The organism is Streptomyces sp. NPDC041713 (assembly GCF_055591085.1).
Window position 1 is genome coordinate 156,285 of record NZ_JBVIZY010000001.1, and the last position, 18,942, is coordinate 175,226.

Annotated in this window: 16 protein-coding genes; 15 read left to right on the forward strand and 1 reads right to left on the reverse strand. The window is 72.9% G+C overall.

Annotated features, from left to right (window positions below):
- Window positions 1-7 precede the first annotated feature (7 nt).
- Window positions 8-748 (reverse strand): MBL fold metallo-hydrolase, encoded by a 741-nt coding sequence (locus ACZ6CV_RS00655; RefSeq protein ID WP_469248490.1) that lies wholly within the window; start codon window positions 746-748, stop codon window positions 8-10.
- Between the two features lie 193 nt (window positions 749-941).
- Between ACZ6CV_RS00655 and hrcA the strand changes: the two genes are divergently transcribed.
- The 15 genes from hrcA to ybeY all read left to right on the forward strand — a co-directional run bounded on the left by hrcA (window position 942) and on the right by ybeY (window position 18,940).
- On the forward strand, window positions 942-1,958 hold the full coding sequence (gene hrcA / locus ACZ6CV_RS00660) for a heat-inducible transcriptional repressor HrcA (RefSeq protein WP_355808400.1): 1,017 nt from the start codon (window positions 942-944) through the stop codon (window positions 1,956-1,958).
- Window positions 1,959-3,098 (forward strand): molecular chaperone DnaJ, encoded by a 1,140-nt coding sequence (gene dnaJ / locus ACZ6CV_RS00665; RefSeq protein WP_362369391.1) that lies wholly within the window; start codon window positions 1,959-1,961, stop codon window positions 3,096-3,098. It abuts the gene before it with no gap.
- A gap of 271 nt (window positions 3,099-3,369) precedes the next feature.
- Window positions 3,370-4,497 carry a nitronate monooxygenase gene (locus ACZ6CV_RS00670; RefSeq protein WP_469248493.1) on the forward strand — a complete coding sequence of 376 codons (1,128 nt, stop codon included), beginning with the start codon at window positions 3,370-3,372 and terminating at the stop codon, window positions 4,495-4,497.
- Window positions 4,494-5,234: a 16S rRNA (uracil(1498)-N(3))-methyltransferase gene (locus tag ACZ6CV_RS00675; RefSeq protein WP_469248495.1), complete on the forward strand. Its 741-nt coding sequence runs from the start codon at window positions 4,494-4,496 to the stop codon at window positions 5,232-5,234. Before ACZ6CV_RS00670 ends, ACZ6CV_RS00675 begins: the two co-directional genes overlap by 4 nt.
- Before the next feature lie 40 nt (window positions 5,235-5,274).
- A complete protein-coding gene (locus ACZ6CV_RS00680) occupies window positions 5,275-5,667 on the forward strand; it encodes a VOC family protein (RefSeq protein ID WP_469248497.1) in 393 nt (130 codons plus the stop codon).
- A gap of 102 nt (window positions 5,668-5,769) precedes the next feature.
- On the forward strand, window positions 5,770-6,414 hold the full coding sequence (locus ACZ6CV_RS00685; protein WP_469248498.1) for a hypothetical protein: 645 nt from the start codon (window positions 5,770-5,772) through the stop codon (window positions 6,412-6,414).
- 93 nt (window positions 6,415-6,507) lie between these two features.
- Window positions 6,508-9,744 (forward strand): S41 family peptidase, encoded by a 3,237-nt coding sequence (locus tag ACZ6CV_RS00690; protein WP_469248500.1) that lies wholly within the window; start codon window positions 6,508-6,510, stop codon window positions 9,742-9,744.
- A 167-nt stretch (window positions 9,745-9,911) separates the two neighbouring features.
- Window positions 9,912-10,265, forward strand: a complete 354-nt coding sequence (locus tag ACZ6CV_RS00695; protein ID WP_469248502.1) for a histidine triad nucleotide-binding protein — start codon at window positions 9,912-9,914, stop codon at window positions 10,263-10,265.
- 14 nt (window positions 10,266-10,279) lie between these two features.
- Entirely contained in the window at window positions 10,280-11,185 is a 906-nt protein-coding gene (locus tag ACZ6CV_RS00700) for a ribonuclease Z (protein WP_469248503.1), read from the forward strand.
- A gap of 33 nt (window positions 11,186-11,218) precedes the next feature.
- Complete coding sequence (locus ACZ6CV_RS00705) at window positions 11,219-12,220, forward strand: adenosine deaminase (RefSeq protein WP_469248505.1); 1,002 nt, start codon at window positions 11,219-11,221, stop codon at window positions 12,218-12,220.
- A 167-nt stretch (window positions 12,221-12,387) separates the two neighbouring features.
- On the forward strand, window positions 12,388-13,578 hold the full coding sequence (locus ACZ6CV_RS00710; protein ID WP_469248507.1) for a macrolide family glycosyltransferase: 1,191 nt from the start codon (window positions 12,388-12,390) through the stop codon (window positions 13,576-13,578).
- 91 nt (window positions 13,579-13,669) lie between these two features.
- Entirely contained in the window at window positions 13,670-15,010 is a 1,341-nt protein-coding gene (locus tag ACZ6CV_RS00715; protein ID WP_469248509.1) for a glucarate dehydratase family protein, read from the forward strand.
- Window positions 15,011-15,033: 23 nt separating this feature from the next.
- Window positions 15,034-16,140, forward strand: a complete 1,107-nt coding sequence (locus ACZ6CV_RS00720) for a carbohydrate kinase family protein (protein WP_469248511.1) — start codon at window positions 15,034-15,036, stop codon at window positions 16,138-16,140.
- 202 nt (window positions 16,141-16,342) lie between these two features.
- Window positions 16,343-18,430, forward strand: a complete 2,088-nt coding sequence (locus ACZ6CV_RS00725; RefSeq protein ID WP_469248513.1) for a PhoH family protein — start codon at window positions 16,343-16,345, stop codon at window positions 18,428-18,430.
- A 12-nt stretch (window positions 18,431-18,442) separates the two neighbouring features.
- Window positions 18,443-18,940: an rRNA maturation RNase YbeY gene (ybeY, locus tag ACZ6CV_RS00730; RefSeq protein ID WP_362367109.1), complete on the forward strand. Its 498-nt coding sequence runs from the start codon at window positions 18,443-18,445 to the stop codon at window positions 18,938-18,940.
- Window positions 18,941-18,942 lie beyond the last annotated feature (2 nt).

Here is an 18,942-nt window from a genome sequence, read left to right on the forward strand (position 1 = left end):
GTCCGGGTCACGACACGCCGAAGCGCCCCGCCAGCGTGTCGCGCTGCGCACGGACAAAGGCCGCATTCACCGCGGCACCATGCCCCGGCACGTACACCGCGTCCTCCCCGCCGAGGTCGAGGAGCCGGTCCAGCGCCGCCGGCCAGTGCCGCGGCGCCGCGTCCGGACCCGCCTGCGGTTCGCCCGACTCCTCGACGAGGTCCCCGCAGAAGACCACCTCCCGCCCGCCGTCGGTGCCCGGCACCAGGACCGCCAGGTCGTGGGCGGTGTGCCCGGGGCCGACGTTCGCGAGCAGCACCTGGACGCCGCCCAGGTCGAGCGTCCACTCCCCGCACACCAGGTGGTGCGGGCGGACCAGGAGGTCGGCCGCCTCGGCCGCCGCCTCCGCGTCGAGCCCGTGCCGCACCGCGTCCGCGCGCAGCTCGTCGCGCCGCTCGGTGAGGACCGTCTCGACGCCCACCGCCCCGTACACCCGCACCCCCGCGAAGGCCGCCGCGCCGAGCACGTGGTCGAAGTGCGGGTGGGTGAGTGCGAGATGGGTCACCCGGCGGGTGCCGCCGAGGACGCGGCGGGCACCGGTGCGCAGGGCCGCGCCCTCGGCCAGGCTCGACCCCGCCTCGATCATGAGCGCCGCGTCGTCGCCGACGACCAGCCCCGCCGTGCAGTCCCAGACGGGCAGGCGGCGCCGCCCCACCCGCGGCGCCAGCCGTTCCCAGCCCGCCGCTTCCCATGCCGGCCTCACGTCCATACGGTGACGCTATCCGCACCGGCCCTCTCCGGCAGGACACCGGGGGCCGCCCTTGCCGGGGCCGTACCCCACGCCCGTACACTGACCCTTTGGAAGACTGGCACTCACCCGCGGGGAGTGCCAGGCGGGGGCCCGGGGGACACCGGAGCCCGTCGCGGACCGTGGACGACGCAGACAGCTGGAGGTGTGCGCGATGCTCAATGAACGCAGGCTCGAAGTGCTGCGCGCCATCGTCCATGACTATGTCGGGACGGAGGAGCCCGTCGGCTCCAAGGCGCTCACCGAGCGGCACCGTCTGGGGGTCTCCCCGGCCACCGTCCGCAACGACATGGCGGCGCTGGAGGAGGAGGGGTTCATCGCCCAGCCGCACACCAGTGCCGGGCGCATCCCGACGGACAAGGGCTACCGCCTGTTCGTCGACAAGCTCGCCGGTGTGAAGCCGATGACCGCGCCCGAGCGCCGGGCCATCCAGAACTTCCTCGACGGCGCCGTCGACCTCGACGACGTGGTGGGGCGCACGGTGCGGCTGCTCGCGCAGTTGACGCGGCAGGTCGCCGTCGTGCAGTACCCCTCGCTCACGCGGTCCACGGTGCGGCACGTGGAGTTGCTCTCGCTGGCTCCCGCGCGGCTGATGCTCGTACTGATCACGGACACCGGCCGGGTCGAGCAGCGGATGATCGACTGCCCGGCGCCGTTCGGCGAAAGCGCGCTCGCGGATCTGCGGGCGCGGCTCAACAGCCGGGTGGCGGGCCGCCGCTTCACGGACGTGCCGCAGCTCGTGCAGGATCTGCCCGAGGCCTTCGAGACCGAGGACCGCGGCACCGTGTCGACGGTCCTCGCCACCCTCCTCGAGACGCTCGTGGAGGAGACAGAGGAGCGGTTGATGATCGGCGGCACCGCCAATCTCACCCGCTTCGGACATGACTTTCCCCTCACCATCCGGCCCGTGCTGGAGGCACTGGAGGAGCAGGTCGTGCTCCTCAAGTTGCTTGGTGAGGTACAGGATTCGGGTATGGCCGTACGGATCGGTCACGAGAACGCCCATGAGGGACTCAGCTCCACGTCCGTGGTCTCGGTCGGCTACGGTTCGGGGAGCGAGGCAGTCGCCAAACTCGGCGTGGTCGGACCGACCCGCATGGACTATCCGGGAACGATGGGAGCAGTACGCGCAGTGGCACGTTACGTCGGACAGATCCTGGCGGAGTCGTAAGTGGCCACGGACTACTACGCCGTACTCGGCGTGCGCCGCGACGCTTCCCAGGACGAAATCAAGAAGGCCTTCCGCAGGCTGGCGCGTGAGCTTCACCCGGACGTGAATCCGGACCCGAAGACTCAGGAGCGCTTCAAGGAGATCAACGCCGCGTACGAGGTGTTGTCGGACCCGCAGAAGAAGCAGGTCTACGACCTCGGCGGGGATCCGCTGTCCCAGGCGGGCGGCGGCGGAGGCGCGGGCGGCTTCGGCGCCGGTGGCTTCGGCAACTTCTCCGACATCATGGACGCGTTCTTCGGTACGGCGTCGCAGCGCGGGCCCCGCTCGCGCACGCGCCGCGGCCAGGACGCCATGATCCGCCTGGAGATCGACCTCGACGAGGCGGCCTTCGGCACCACCAAGGACATCCAGGTCGACACGGCCGTGGTCTGTACGACCTGCAGCGGTGAGGGTGCCGCGCCGGGGACGTCCGCCCAGACGTGTGACATGTGCCGCGGTCGCGGTGAGGTGTCGCAGGTCACGCGGTCCTTCCTCGGCCAGGTCATGACCTCGCGGCCCTGCCCGCAGTGCCAGGGCTTCGGCACGGTCGTGCCCACCCCGTGCCCCGAGTGCGCCGGCGACGGCCGCATCCGGTCGCGGCGGACGCTCACCGTGAAGATCCCGGCCGGTGTCGACAACGGCACCCGGATCCAGCTCGCGGGCGAGGGCGAGGTCGGCCCCGGCGGCGGCCCCGCGGGCGACCTGTACGTGGAGATCCACGAGCTGCCGCACGAGGTCTTCCAGCGGCGCGGCGACGATCTGCACTGCACGGTGACCATCCCGATGACGGCGGCGGCGCTCGGCACGAAGGTGCCGCTGAAGACGCTGGACGGCATGGAGGAGATCGACATCCGGCCGGGCACGCAGTCCGGCCAGTCGGTCCCGCTGCACGGCCGCGGCATCACGCACCTGCGCGGCGGCGGTCGCGGTGACCTCATCGTGCACGTCGAGGTCCTCACGCCGACCAAGCTCGATCCCGAGCAGGAGCGGGTGCTGCGGGAGCTGGCGCAGCTGCGGGGGGAGGAACGGCCCACGGGGCAGTTCCAGCCGGGGCAGCAGGGGCTTTTCTCTCGCCTCAAGGATGCGTTCAACGGGCGGTAGCGCCTGGAGCGGTGACTTCGGCCCCCGGCGACGGTTCGTTCCGTTGCTGGGGGCTTTGTCGGTTCTCTGCGGGTGGTGGGGGCTTGGCGCGCAGTTCCCCGCGCCCCTGAACGGGCCGCTGCGCGCCCCGCCAGGGGGCGCGGGGAACTGCGCGAGCAACCCGGTACGGCCCACACCCGCCGGACGCGGGCCAGGGGGCAGACGAGGCGGCGCACGCCCGGCGTGGGGTACGCGATTCGGTGCGACCGAGAGCGCGTGGCACGATGCGTGCATGAGCTCCGCACCGACCGATCTCTGCCGCCACCCGATCGTGCAGGCGCCCATGGCGGGCGGCGCCAGTGGGCCGCAGCTGGCCGCCGCCGTCGCCGAGGCCGGTGGGCTCGGGTTCCTCGCCGCCGGGTACAAGACCGCCGACGGGATGTACCAGGAGATCAAACAGGTGCGGGGGCTGACCTCGCGGCCCTTCGGCGTCAACCTGTTCATGCCGCAGCCCGACACCGCGGACGCCGCCGCCGTCGAGGTCTACCGCAGCCAGCTCGCCGGCGAGGCGACCTGGTACGAGACGGAGCTCGGCGACCCCGACAGCGGACGCGACGACGGCTACGACGCCAAGCTCGCGATCCTGCTCGACGACCCCGTGCCGCTGGTCTCCTTCACCTTCGGCTGCCCCACCCGCGACGTCCTCGACGCCTTCGCCCGGGTCGGCACCCAGACCGTCGTCACCGTCACCACGGCCGAGGAGGCCCAGACCGCCCAGTGGGCCGGCGCCGACGCCGTCTGCGTGCAGGGCATCGAGGCGGGCGGCCACCAGGGGACGCACCGGGACAACCCCGAGACGGACGGCGCCGGGATCGGGCTGCTCTCCCTCATCACCCAGGTCCGCGAGACCGTGCAGATCCCCATCGTCGCGGCGGGCGGCCTGATGCGCGGCGCGCAGATCGCCGCGGTGCTCGCGGCCGGCGCGGACGCCGCGCAGCTCGGCACCGCCTTCCTGGTCACCCCCGAGTCGGGCGCCAACCCGCTGCACAAGCAGGCCCTGACCAACCCCTTGTTCGTCCGCACGGAGCTGACCCGCGCCTTCTCCGGCCGGCCCGCCCGCGGCCTCGTCAACCGCTTCATGCGCGAGCACGGCCCGTACGCCCCCGCCGCCTACCCGCAGGTCCACCACCTCACCAGCGGTCTGCGCAAGGCCGCGGCGAAGGCCGGGGACGCCCAGGCCATGGCGCTCTGGGCCGGGCAGGGCCACCGGCTCGCCAGGGAGCTGCCCGCCGGACAGCTCGTGGAGGTGCTCGCCGCCGAACTCGCCGAGGCCAGGGCCGCGTCGGCGGGCGACGCTTCCGGCATCCCTGGAACCCCGGGCACTCCGGGCACTCAGGGCACGCCGGGCGGTGCGGCATGACCGCGCCCGTCTTCGTCGTCGAGGACGTCACCCCGGGCGGCGACGGACGGTACGTACTGGACGGGCCCGAGGGCCGGCACGCCGTCTCCGTGAAGCGGCTGCGCGCCGGTGAGTACGTCGTTCTGACCGACGGGGCCGGGCGGTGGGCCCGGTGCGAGGTCATCGGCACGGAGGGCAAGGACCGGCTCGTACTGTCCATGGACGCCGTGTCGGAGGAGCCCGAGGAGTCGCCGCGCATCACCGTCGTGCAGGCCCTGCCCAAGGGCGACCGGGGTGAACTGGCCGTGGAGACCATGACGGAGACCGGCGTCGACGCCGTCGTCCCGTGGACCGCCGCGCGCTGCATCACGCAGTGGAAGGGCGACCGCGGGCTCAAGGCCCTCGCCAAGTGGCGGGCCACCGCGCGCGAGGCGGGCAAGCAGTCGCGCCGTGTCCGCTTCCCCGAGGTGGCCGACGCCGCCTCGACCAAGCAGGTCGCCGCCCTCCTCGCGGACGCCGACTTCGCGGCCGTCCTGCACGAGGAGGGCAGCGAACCGCTGGCCACCGCCCAACTCCCCGCCGCCGGACACATCGTGCTGGTCGTCGGCCCCGAAGGGGGCGTCTCGCCGGACGAGTTGGCGGCGTTCGCGGACGCGGGCGCGAAGCCGTACCGTCTGGGACGCAGTGTGCTGCGCACGTCGACGGCAGGGACGGCGGCGACCGCGCTGCTGCTCGGGCGGACGGGCCGCTGGTCCTGACCCCACCCCTTGAAGGCTGACGGCCACCTTGGAGGCCACGTTGGAACTCGCCCAAGTCCGGCTGCTCGTCACGGACTTCCCCGCCTGTTACCGCTTCTACGCCCACGTCCTCGGCCTCAAGCCCCAGTCGGGCGCCGAGGAGGGCCCGTACGAGAAGTTCAGCCCGGCCGTGGGTTCCGCGGGCATCGCGCTGCAGGACCGCTCGATGATGGCCGGACTCCTCGGCGAACTGGCCGAGCAGGCGTCCGGGCACCGCTCGCTGGTGGTGCTGCGGGTCGACGACCTGGACGCGTACTGCGCGCGGATCGTCGAGCGCGGGGGCGTCCTCGCGCACGGCCCTGCCCCCATGACCGAGCGCATGCGGGTGGCCCATCTCAAGGACCCCGAGGGGAACGTGGTGGAGCTCCAGGAGTGGCAGCTGCTGCGTTCCTGAGGAAGCGGGCCCGCCGAAGGCCTCCGGGCCCCGGGAAGCCTCGGGCGCATCGGACGCAAACCGGTCTACCGCCCCGCCGCCCGCGGTGGCACCCTGCCGCACATGGGGGCATTGAGGCGCATACGACACCGATCGGCGTACCGCTCACCGTCACGGCCGGTCCGCGCGCGGCGGCTGGGGATCGCGGCCGCTCTCGCGACCGCCGCCGCGCTCGGCATGACCGCGTGCGATCCGGTCGACGGCGGGATGAACACCTCGGCGGTCGCGTTCACCACCGACCAGGTGGCCACCAGAGCGCTGGAGCGGCAGCACACCGGGGTGGCCTGGCTCAGCTGCACCGGCCGGTTCGACGGCAAGGTGACGCCGGGGAACCGGAAGTCCGCCCGCGGCACCGCGATCCGCGTCGACTGCCAGGGCGAGACCGACGACGGCAAGAAGATCACCCTCAAGGGCACGGTGCGCTCGCTCGTCGACGGCGACTGCGTCCGCGGCGACCTCACGGCCTGGATCGACGGCAAGCAGTGGTTCCGCGTCGACGTGCTGGGCAACTGCGCCGAGGGCGACGGTGACAACGGCGGGGGCGGCGGGACCAAGCCGTCCCGGCCGACCCCGCCCCGGCCGACCCTCACCCACCGCCCGCCGCCCTCCCACGAGCAGCCCCGGCCCGCCCCCACCACCACCGTCACCGTGACCGTCACCGCGGACCCGCCGCCCCGGCCCACCTGCACCTGCCTGCCCGGCAAATGAGCCGGTGGCGGGGGTGGGCCGCACCGGGCGCGGTGTCGGGCAAGTGATCGAAACCGCTGTCGGGGCAGGCCGACGCTGCCTAGGCTGGACGGTGTGACAGAGGCAGCGCACACCACCGCGTATCTCCGATTCCCGCACATCCACGGCGAGTTGGCCGCCTTCACGGCCGAGGACGACGTCTGGGTCGCCCCCCTCGACGGCGGCCGCGCCTGGCGGGTCAGCGCCGACAACATGCCCGTGGACCACCCCCGGATATCCCCGGACGGCACGACCGTCGCCTGGACCTCCACCCGCGACGGAGCCCCCGAGGTGCACGTCGCGCCCCTGGATGGCGGCCGTTCCGAGCGGCTGACGTACTGGGGGAGCGGGAAGACCGCCGTGCGCGGCTGGACCCCCGACGGGCGGGTCCTCGCGGTCAGTTCGGCGGGCCAGGCCTCGCTGCGCCGCACCTGGGCGCGGGCCGTCCCGCTCGACGGCGGACCCGCGGCCACCCTGCCGTACGGCATCGTCGGCGACGTCGCACACGGCCCCGACGGGCAGGTCCTGCTGCTCTCCGCGCCGATGGGGCGCGAGGCCGCCTGGTGGAAGCGGTACCGGGGCGGCACCGCGGGCAAACTGTGGATCCGGCGGCCCGGTGACGAAGGGGACGACGGTGACGCCCCCTTCGTACGCGTCCACGAAGAGCTCGACGGGAACATGGAGTACCCGCTCTGGGTCGGCGAGCGCATCGCCTTCCTCAGTGACCACGAGGGCGTCGGCGCGGTCTACTCCTCGCTGCCCGACGGCTCGGACCTGCGCAGGCACAGCGGCGTCGACGGGTTCTACGCGCGCCACGCGGCCACCGACGGCACCCGCGTCGTGTACGCGTCCGCCGGCCGACTCTGGCTCCTGGACGACCTGGTGGACGCCGAACCGCGGCCGCTGGACATCCGGCTCGGCGGACAGCGCACCGACCTGCAGCCGCACCGGATCTCCGCCGCCCGCACGTTCGGCGCCGCCGTGCCCGACCACACCGGACGCGGCAGCGCCGTCTCCCTGCGCGGCTCCGTGCACTGGGTGACCCACCGCGAGGGACCCGCCCGCGCGCTCGCCGCCGAGCCCGGCGTGCGCGCCCGGCTGCCCCGCACCTTCCGGGTGCAGGGCGAGGAACACGTCGTGTGGGTGACGGACGCCGAGGGCGACGAGGCCCTGGAGTTCGCGCCGGCCACCGGGCCCGCGCCCGGCGCCACGCCCCGCAGGCTCGCCGCGGGACAGCTCGGCCGGGTCCTCTCGCTGGCCATGGCGCCCGACGGCTCCCGCGCCGCCGTCGCCTCGCACGACGGCCGGGTGCTGCTCGTCGAGCGGGAGACCGGCGAGGTCCGCGAGGTCGACCGCAGCGAGCACGGCGACGCCTCCGGGCTCGTCTTCTCGCCCGACTCCGCGTGGCTCGCCTGGTCGCACCCGGGGCCGGAGCCGCTGCGCCAGCTCAAGCTCGCCAACACCGCCGACCTGTCGGTCTCCGAGGCCACCCCGCTGCGCTTCCGCGACTACGCCCCGGCGTTCACCCTCGACGGCAAACACCTGGCGTTCCTCTCCGCCCGCGCCTTCGACCCGGTCTACGACGAGCACGTCTTCGACCTCGCCTTCGTCGGCGGCTCACGGCCGCACCTGATGACCCTGGCCGCGGCCACCCCCTCGCCCTTCGGACCGCAGCGGCACGGCAGGCCCTTCGAGGCGCAGGACGGCGCGGGCGCCGAGACCCCCGACAGCGAGGGCGCGCCCGTCACCCGCATCGACCTCGACGGGCTCGCCGACCGCATCGTGCCCTTCCCCGTCGAGGCCGCCCGCTACAGCACCCTGCGCGCCGCCAAGGACGGCCTGCTCTGGCTGCGCCACCCGGTGCGCGGTGTCCTCGGCGCCTCCCGCGCCACCCCGCACGACCCGGACCCGAAGACCGCGCTCGAACGGTACGACCTCGGCCGGCACCGCATCGAGGAACTCGCCGCGGACGCCGACCACTTCGCGGTCACCGGCGACGGCAAGCGGGTGCTGCTGCGGACCGACGGCAAGCTGAAGGTCGTGCCGAGCGACCGGCGCGCCTCCGGCGACGACGACAGCGACTCGAACATCACCGTCGACCTCTCCCGGGTCCGGCACCTGGTCGATCCGGCCGCCGAGTGGCGCCAGATGTACGAGGAGACGGGCCGCCTCATGCGGGACAACTTCTGGCGGCCCGACATGGGCGGCGTCGACTGGGACGGCGTCCTGGAGCGCTACCGCCCCGTCCTGGCCCGCGTCGCCACCCACGACGACCTCGTCGACCTGCTGTGGGAGGTGCACGGCGAGCTCGGCACCTCCCACGCGTACGTCGTGCCGGGCGGCCACGGCGGCGCGCACCGCCAGGGGCTGCTCGGCGCGGACCTGACGCGCGGCGAGGACGGTCTGTGGCGCATCGACCGGATCCTGCCCTCGGAGACCTCCGACCCGGCGGCGCGCTCCCCGCTCGCCGCGCCCGGCGTCGCGGTCCGCCCCGGCGACGCGGTCATCGAGGTCGACGGCCGTCCCGTCGACACCGTCGTGGGCCCGGGACCGCTGCTCGTCGGCACCGCGGGCAAGCCCGTCGAGCTGACCATCTCGCCCTCCGGGGGCGGCGATCCGCGGCACGCCGTGGTGATCCCCGTCGACGACGAGGAGCCGCTGCGCTACCACGCCTGGGTGGCCGACCGGCGGGCCTACGTCCACGAACGCTCCGAGGGCCGGCTCGGCTACCTCCACGTGCCCGACATGCAGGCGCCCGGCTGGGCGCAGATCCACCGCGACCTGCGCGTCGAGGTCGCCCGCGAGGGCCTGGTCGTGGACGTACGGGAGAACCGCGGCGGCCACACCTCCCAGCTCGTCGTGGAGAAGCTGGCGCGCCGTGTCGTCGGCTGGGACTCGCCCCGCGGCGCGCGCCCCTCCAGCTACCCGATGGACGCGCCGCGCGGCCCGGTCGTCGCCGTCGCCAACGAGTTCTCCGGCTCCGACGGCGACATCGTCAACGCCGCGATCAAGGCGCTCGGCATCGGCCCCGTCGTGGGCACCCGCACCTGGGGCGGGGTCGTCGGCATCGACAGCCGCTACCACCTGGTCGACGGGACCCTGGTGACGCAGCCGAAGTACGCGTTCTGGCTGGAGGGACAGGGGTGGGGCGTCGAGAACCACGGCGTCGACCCCGACGTCGAGGTCGTCACCACCCCCGACGACCACGCGGCGGGCCGTGACCCGCAGCTGGACGAGGCGATCCGGCTGGCCCTCGCCGCGCTGGCGGAGAACCCGGCGAAGACGGCGCCGGCCCTGCCGGAGGCGGAGTGACCTCGCGCCGTGCGCCCGTACTTACCCGGGCCAGGGGCGCCCGTGCCCGGACCACGCGCCGGGCCGGGGGTGTCCGTGCCCGGACCAGGGCGCCCCTGCCCGGGCCGATAGCATGCCGAAGGTACTGATCTTTCCCATCGTGCTCATGTCCAGCTAGGAGGCGGCCCATGGCGGGCGAAGCGCAAAGCGACTGCCTGTTCTGCAAGATCGTCGCGGGTGAGGTGCCGGCGACCGTCGTCCGGGAGACCGAGACGACCCTCGCCTTCCGCGACATCAACCCGCAGGCGCCGACCCACGTCCTGGTGATCCCCAAGGTGCACCACCCGGACGCCGCGTCGCTGGCCGCCGCCGAACCGCAGATCGCCGCGGACGTGCTCCGCGAGGCGGGCGTCGTCGCCGCCGAGGAGAAGGCGGAGAGCTACCGCATCGTCTTCAACACCGGCACCGGCGCCGGCCAGACCGTCTTCCACGCGCACGCGCACGTCCTGGGCGGCCGCGGCCTCCAGTGGCCCCCCGGATAGCGGGGCCGCACTCCTTGTCCGTACGCGAACTGGTGGTGCTCGGCACCGCCAGCCAGGTCCCCACCCGGCACCGCAACCACAACGGCTACGTGCTGCTCTGGGACGGCCAGGGCATCATGTTCGACCCCGGCGAGGGCACCCAGCGGCAGATGCTGCGCGCCGGGGTCGCCGCCCACGACCTGCACCGGATCTGCGTCACGCACTTCCACGGCGACCACAGTCTGGGCCTGGCCGGAGTGATCCAGCGCATCAACCTCGACCGCGTCCCGCACCCCGTCACCGCCCACTACCCGGCGTCGGGGCAGCACTTCTTCGACCGGCTGCGGTACGCGACGGCCTACCGCGAGACCGTGCGGCTCGGTGAGGTGCCGGTGGCCGAGGACGGGCCGCTGGCCACCACCGCCTCGTACACCCTCGACGCGATGAGGCTCTCGCACCCGGTCGAGTCCTTCGGCTACCGCGTCACCGAGCCCGACGGGCGCCGGATGCTGCCCGAGCGGCTCGCCGCGCACGGCATCAAGGGCCCCGACGTCGGACGGCTCCAGAAGGAGGGCCGCCTCGGCGGCGTCACCCTCGACGAGGTCAGCGAGGTGCGGCGCGGGCAGCGGTTCGCCTTCGTGATGGACACCCGGCTCTGCGACGGCGTGCACGCGCTCGCCGAGGGCTGCGACATGCTCGTCATCGAGTCGACCTTCCTCGACGAGGACGAACGACTCGCCACCGACCACGGGCACTTGACGGCCGGTCAGGCCGCCCGGGTGGCGATCGACGCGGGCGTGCGCCACCTCGTCCTGACGCATTTCAGCCAGCGTTACCCCGACCCGACCGCCTACGAACAGCAGGCCCGCGCCGCCGGCTTCGACGGTGAACTCACCGTCGCCCGCGACCTGTTGCGCGTCCCGCTGCCCAAGCGGACCTGAACCACCCCTCCCCGAACTGAGCGAGACCGCACCATGCCGATCCCCAAGGCCGAACTCCACCTGCACATCGAAGGCACCCTCGAACCCGAGCTGGCCTTCGCCCTCGCCGCACGCAACGGCGTCGAACTCCCCTACGCCGACACCGAAGAGCTCCGCAAGGCCTACCTCTTCGACGATCTGCAGAGCTTCCTCAACCTCTACTACCGGCTGATGGCCGTGCTGCGCACCGAGGCCGACTTCGAGGAACTCGCCGACGCCTACCTCGCCCGCGCCGCCGCCCAGGGCGTGCGCCACGCGGAGATCTTCTTCGACCCGCAGGCGCACACGGCGCGCGGCGTCCCGATCGCCACCGTCATCGAGGGGCTCTCCCGAGCCCTGGACCGCAGCGAGGAGCGGCACGGCGTCTCCACGCGGCTCATCATGTGCTTCCTGCGCGACCAGTCCGCCGACTCCGCCCTGGAGACCCTGACGGCCGCCGAACCCCACCTCCACCGGATCATCGGCATCGGCCTGGACTCGGCCGAGGTCGGCCACCCGCCCGCCAAGTTCAAGGAGGTGTACGCGGCCGCCGCCGCCCGCGGCCTGCGCCTCGTCGCGCACGCCGGCGAGGAGGGACCGCCCGCGTACATCACGGAGGCCCTCGACGTGCTGCGGGTCGAGCGCATCGACCACGGCCTGCGCTGCATGGAGGACCCGGACCTCGTGGAGCGCCTGGTCCGCGACCGCGTCCCGCTCACGCTCTGCCCCCTCTCGAACGTCCGGCTGCGCACCATCGACGTTCTGGAGGACCACCCGCTGCCGCAGATGCTGGACGCGGGCCTCATGTGCACGGTCAACTCCGACGACCCGGCCTACTTCGGCGGCTACGCGGAGGACAACTTCCACGCCGTGCGCGAGGCCCTCGGGCTCGACCAGGAGCGGCTGCGCACGCTCGCGCGGAACTCCTTCGAGGCCGCGTTCCTCGACCGGGACGCCGCGGACGAGGCGCTGCGGGCGCGGTACCTCGCCGAGGTCGAGGCTTATTCGTTCGACTGACGGCCGGATGCCGGGTTACGGTCCCGCCCATGGACACCATCGCGCAGATCTACGGCTGACACGGCTCATCGGCCCCCGCCCGCCCCGCGTGCCCTCGCGCGCCCCGGGGCCGTGGCGGCGGGCCGTCGTGTCCGCATCCGTAGCTCTCCATACGCGAAGGAACTCCCATGTCATCCCGTCGACTTGCCCGTCACCGTGCCCACATCGCCATGATCGGCGTCCCGATGGTCAGCCATGTGCTGCCCGGTCTCGAGGTCATCCGTGAGCTGGTGGCGCGCGGCCACCGGGTCAGTTACGCCAACGACCCGGCGACCGCCGCCCTGATCGAGCCCACCGGCGCCGAACTCGTCGCCTGCGACTCGACGCTCCCGTTCCGCGACAACATCTGGCCCGAGGACCCGATCGCGGCCAGTTCGCTCTTCCTCGACGACGCGATGGCGGTGCTTCCGCAGCTCCACGCGGCGTTCGACGACGACCCCGCCGACCTGTACCTGTACGACATCGGCGCCTACGTCGCCCGTGCGCTCGCCGAGGCGCAGGGCAGGCCGCTCGTCCAGCTGTCGCCCACCTTCGTGGCCTGGGGCGGCTATCAGGAGGACGTGGGCGCGGCCCTCGCCCAACTGCCGGGCGCCGACGCCCTGGAGGCGCGGTTCAAGAAGTGGCTCGCCGGGTGCGGGGCCACCACGCTGGACGTCGGGGAGTTCTCCGGCGTACCGCCGCGGGGCATCGCCACCGTCCCGCGGGCCATGCAGCCGCACGCCGACACCGTCGACCCCGACCGGATCGACTTCGTCGGGCCCTGCCTCGGCGACCGCGCCCGGCAGCAGAGCTGGACCCGCCCGGCGGGCGCGGACAAGATCCTCTTCGTCTCGCTCGGCTCCTCGTACACCGCGCAGCCGGAGTTCTACCGCCAGTGCGTGGCCGCCTTCGGGAACCTCCCCGGCTGGCACGTGGTGCTGCAGATCGGCAAGCACGTGGATCCCGCGGAGCTCGGCCCCGGCCTGCCGGGGAACATCGAAGTCTGCTCCTGGGCGCCGCAATTGGCGGTCCTGGAGCAGGCCGACGCGTTCGTCACCCACGCGGGCATGGGCAGCAGCTCCGAGGGCCTCTTCCACGGGGTGCCGATGATCGCCGTGCCGCAGGGCGCGGAGCAGCCGATGAACGCGGACCGGCTCGTGGAGTTGGGGGTCGCCCGCCGTGTCGACACGGGGTCCGCGACGGCGGGCGTGTTGCGGGACGCGCTGCTCGCGCTGACCTCTGACCCCGAAGTCGCGCGCACGTGCGCCGAGTTGCGGGCGGAGGTCCGTGCGGAGGGCGGGGCCGCCAGGGCCGCCGACCTGATCGAGGCCGAGCTGTAGCGCCCCCTCTCGCAGTTCCCCGAGCCCCCTGTCAGGGCTCGGGGAACTGTCCCATTGACGGCACGTGTTCGCGTATCTAGTCTCCGTTCTCATGTATGGACAGCGCTCCGGCAGTCTCGTCATCGAAGACGTCCGTCTCACCCCCGTCCTCGTCGCCGATCCGCCGCTCCTCAACACCCAGGGCGTGCACCAGCCCTACACACCCCGGCTGATCATCGAGGTGGTCACGGCCGGCGGGGTGACGGGTGTCGGGGAGACGTACGGCGACACCGGGTACCTGGACCTGGCGCGGCCCTTCGCCGAGCGGCTCGTCGGGCGCGAAGTCAGCGATATGAACGGGCTGTTCACGCTCGCGGACGAGCTGGCCGTCGACGCCGCACGGGTCGACGACTCCCTGGACGTCGGCGGGCTGCGCGGCGTGCTGACCGCGGACAAGCTGCGGCTCTCCGTCGTCTCCGGGTTCGAGGTGGCGTGCCACGACGCGCTCGGCAAGGCGCTCGGACTGCCCGTGCACGCGCTGCTCGGCGGCAAGGTGCGCGACGCCGTGGAGTACAGCGCCTACCTCTTCTACAAGTGGGCCGACCACCCCGCCTCCTACGGGTGGGCCGACCACGCCGCGGGCGCCGCGGGCGAGCCGGATGACGGGTGGGGCGCCGCGCTCGACCCGGCCGGGGTCGTCGCCCAGGCCCGGCTCTTCACCGAGCGGTACGGCTTCACCTCGTTCAAGCTCAAGGGCGGCGTCTTCCCGCCCGACGAGGAGATCGCCGCGATCCGCGCCCTCGCCGACGCGTTCCCCGGCCTGCCGCTGCGGCTCGACCCCAACGGCGCCTGGTCCACGGCGACCTCGCTGAAGGTCGCGGCCGAACTCGGCGACGTACTGGAGTACCTGGAGGACCCGGCGCTCGGCACGCCCGCGATGGCGGAGGTCGCCGCGGGCACGCGCGTGCCGCTCGCCACGAACATGTGCGTGACGACCTTCGAGGAGATACCGGAGGCCTTCGCGAAGAAGGCCGTCCAGGTGGTGCTCTGCGACCACCACTACTGGGGCGGGCTGCGGCGCACCCGTGAACTGGCCGCGCTCTGCCGCACCTTCGGGGTCGACCTCTCCATGCACTCCAACACCCACCTGGGGATCAGCCTGGCCGCGATGACCCACGTGGCGGCCACCGTGCCCGGCCTGCGCCACGCCTGCGACTCGCACTACCCCTGGCAGAGCGAGGACGTCCTGACCGAGCGGCTGCGGTTCGACGGCGGCCGGGTGGCCGTCACCGACACGCCGGGCCTCGGCGTCGAGCTCGACCGGGAGCGGCTCGCCGCCCTGCACGCGCGCTGGCTCGACGCGGAGTTCCGGGCGATGCGGGAGCGGGACGACGCGGCGGCGATGCGGGTGGCCGACCCCGCGTGGGAGACCCCTGCCGTGCCGCGCTGGTAGCGCCCGTCCGTTACGTTGCCTGCATGGTCGTACCCGTACAGCCCACCATCGACCCGCTGAAGGCGGCCCGCAGAGCCGGTGATCCGGACTGCGACGTCTACCTCACCGGCACGGTCTTCCTCGACATCATCTTCACCGGCCTCGACTCCGCGCCGGTGCGCGGGACCGAGTCCTGGGCGCGCGGCATGGGGTCGAGCCCCGGCGGCGTCGCGAACATGGCGACCGCGCTCGCCCGGCTCGGCCTGCACACCTCGCTCGCCGCGGCCTTCGGGGACGACCACTACGGGGAGTACTGCTGGGACGCCCTCGAACAGGGTGAGGGCATCGACCTCACCCCGTCACGGACCGTGCCCGGCTGGCACTCGCCGGTGACGGTCTCCATGGCGTACGAGGGCGAGCGCACCATGGTGAGCCACGGCCACGAGCCCCCGCCGGACGCCGACGCGCCGGACGGCGGCGCCCCCGCGTGCCCGCCCCGCGCCCGCGCCGCCGTCGCCTCCCTCACCCCCGGCGCCGGCGCCGCCCCGTGGATCGCGCAGGCCGCCCGGAGCGGGACGCGGATCTTCGCCGACGTCGGCTGGGACGACACCGGCCGCTGGGACCTCGCGGCCCTGCCCGACCTGCGCCACTGCGAGGCGTTCCTGCCCAACGCGGAGGAGGCGATGCGCTACACCCGCACCTCCTGCCCGCGCGCCGCCGCCCGCGCCCTCACCGAACACGTGCCGCTGGCCGTGGTGACGCTGGGCGCCGAGGGCGCCTACGCGGTGGACCGCAGGACCGGCGAGACCGCCGAGGTCCCGGCCATCGCGGTCGAGGCGCTCGACCCCACCGGGGCGGGGGACGTCTTCGTCGCGGGCTTCGTCACCGGGACGCTCGCGGACTGGCCGCTCGCCGACCGCCTCGCCTTCGCGGGCCTGACCGCCGCGCTCTCCGTGCAGGAGTTCGGCGGCTCCCTGTCGGCGCCCGGCTGGGCGGAGGTGGGGGCCTGGTGGCGCCGGGTGCGGGAGGTCGAGGACCAGGATCCGCTGGCCCTGCGCCGGTACGCGTTCCTGGACGGCCTGCTGCCCGCGACGAACCGCCCGTGGCCGCTGCGGCGGGCGGTGCCGACGATCGGCTTCAGGTCGGCGTAGGCAGGGCGACGGGGGCGGGGGAGGCCCTGCGGGACGCCGCGGGAAGATCCGGTGGGCGGCGGTGGTTGCGGAAGTACGCGACGGGTGCGACGAAAAGACTTACGGCACTGACAGTGCCGCGTCGTACTCTTGGCAGTGCAAGGCTGTCACGCGGCCACCGAGCCCCGCACGAGGAGGATGAGCAGGCCTTCAGAGCCGGCCCATGACTCAGACACCCACGACTCACACCGACGGGCAGGACCAGGCCCGAGCTCACTTCACCGTCCCCGCCAGCCATCCGATGGTGACGGTCCTCGGCTCCGGCGACGCCCTGCTGCGGGTGATCGAGAAGGCCTTCCCGGCGGCCGACATCCATGTCCGGGGCAACGAGATCAGCGCCGTGGGCAGCGCCCCCGAAGTGGCCCTGATCCAGCGCTTGTTCGACGAGATGATGCTGGTGCTCCGCACCGGTCAGCCGATGACGGAGGACGCAGTGGAACGCTCGATCGCCATGCTGAGGGCGGACGAGAGCGGCACCGGCGCGGAGGAGACCCCCGCCGAGGTCCTCACGCAGAACATCCTCTCCTCCCGCGGCCGCACCATCCGCCCCAAGACGCTGAACCAGAAGCGATATGTCGACGCGATCGACAAGCACACCATCGTCTTCGGCATCGGCCCCGCGGGCACCGGCAAGACCTACCTCGCCATGGCCAAGGCCGTGCAGGCCCTGCAGTCCAAGCAGGTCAACCGCATCATCCTGACCCGCCCCGCGGTGGAGGCCGGCGAGCGCCTCGGCTTCCTGCCCGGCACGCTGTACGAGAAGATCGACCCGTACCTGCGCCCGCTCTACGACGCCCTGCACGACATGCTGGACCCCGACTCGATCCCACGGCTGATGGCAGCGGGAACGATCGAGGTCGCACCGCTGGCGTACATGCGTGGCCGAGCGCAGCCCCGCTTCACGAATGTCCTGACCCCGGATGGCTGGCGCCCCATCGGAAGCCTTCAGGTCGGCGACCTGGTCATCGGTTCCAACGGCGAGCCGACCCCCGTCCTCGGCGTCTACCCGCAGGGCGAGAAGGACATCTACCGCGTCACGGCACAGGACGGCTCGTGGACGCTGTGTTGCGGCGAGCATTTGTGGACGGTCAGGACGCGCGACGACAAGCGTCGCGACAAGCCGTGGCGGGTCCTCGAGACCAAGGACATGATCGGCGACCTCCGCGCCGCGCACGCCCGCCGGTACGAGCTGCCGATGCTCACCGCTCCCGTCGAGTTCCCCGAGCGCGAGGTCCCCATGGACCCGTACGCCCTCGGTCTGCTGCTCGGTGACGGTTGCCTGACCGGCTCCACCACGCCGTCGTTCGCCACCGAGGACGCCGAACTCGCCCAGGCGCTGGAGGCCGCGCTTCCCGGCACCGCCGTCCGGCACAAGAGCGGCCCCGATTACGTGCTGAACCGGGTGAAGTCGCCCGGAGACGTGGTCACCCTGGAGAACCCGGTCACCCGCGTCCTGCGGGAACTGGACCTGATCGGCAGCCGTTCGCACTCCAAGTTCGTGCCGGACGACTACTTGTACAACACGGCGGAGATCCGGCTCGCCGTGCTCCAGGGCCTGCTCGACTCCGATGGCGGTCCGGTCACCCAGGCCGACCGCACCTGCCGTGTCCAGTACTCGACCACGTCGCTCGTCCTGCGGGACGACGTGATCGCGCTCGTCCAGTCCCTCGGTGGTGTCGCCTACACCCGCCGACGCCCGGCCGAGGGCCGCGAGCGGGGCTCCGCCCTGGCCGCTCACCGGCGTGACGCGCACGTCGTCGACATCCGTCTCCCCGAGGGCATCGAGCCCTTCCGCCTCGCCCGCAAGCGAGACCGGTATCACGTGGCCGGTGGTGGCGGCCGCCCGATGCGCTTCATCGACAGCATCGAGCCCGCAGGCCGTGAGGAGGCCGTCTGTATCCAGGTAGCCGCGGAGGACTCGCTGTACGTCACACAGGATTACCTGCTGACGCACAACACCTTGAACGACGCGTTCATCATCCTCGACGAGGCGCAGAACACCAGTGCCGAGCAGATGAAGATGTTCCTCACCCGCCTCGGCTTCGACTCGAAGATCGTCATCACCGGTGACATCACCCAGGTCGACCTGCCCGGCGGCACCAAGAGCGGTCTGCGCGAGGTGCAGCGGATTCTCGACGGTGTGGAGGACATCCACTTCTCGCGGCTCACGTCCGGCGACGTGGTCCGGCACAAGCTGGTCGGCCGTATCGTCGACGCGTACGAGCAGCACGACAGCCGCGACGGGAAGTAGACCAGCACCACCATGTCGATCGACGTCAACAACGAATCCGGAACCGAGGTCGACGAGCAGGCGATCCTCGACATCGCCCGCTACGCCCTCACGCGGATGCGCATCCACCCGCTCTCCGAGCTCTCGGTGATCGTGGTGGACGCCGACGCCATGGAGCAGCTGCACATCCAGTGGATGGACCTGCCGGGGCCGACGGACGTCATGTCCTTCCCGATGGACGAGCTGCGGCCGCCCATGAAGGACGACGACGAGCCGCCGCAGGGCCTCCTCGGCGACATCGTGCTCTGCCCCGAGGTCGCGACCCAGCAGGGCAAGGATGCCCCGACGCAGCACTCCATGGACGAGGAGCTCCAGCTCCTCACCGTCCACGGCGTGCTGCACCTGCTCGGGTACGACCACGAGGAGCCCGACGAGAAGGCCGAGATGTTCGGCCTGCAGGCCGCGATCGTCGACGGCTGGCGCGCCGAGCAGGGCCTGACCGGCCCCTCTCCCGCGCCCACGGTCTCCTGACG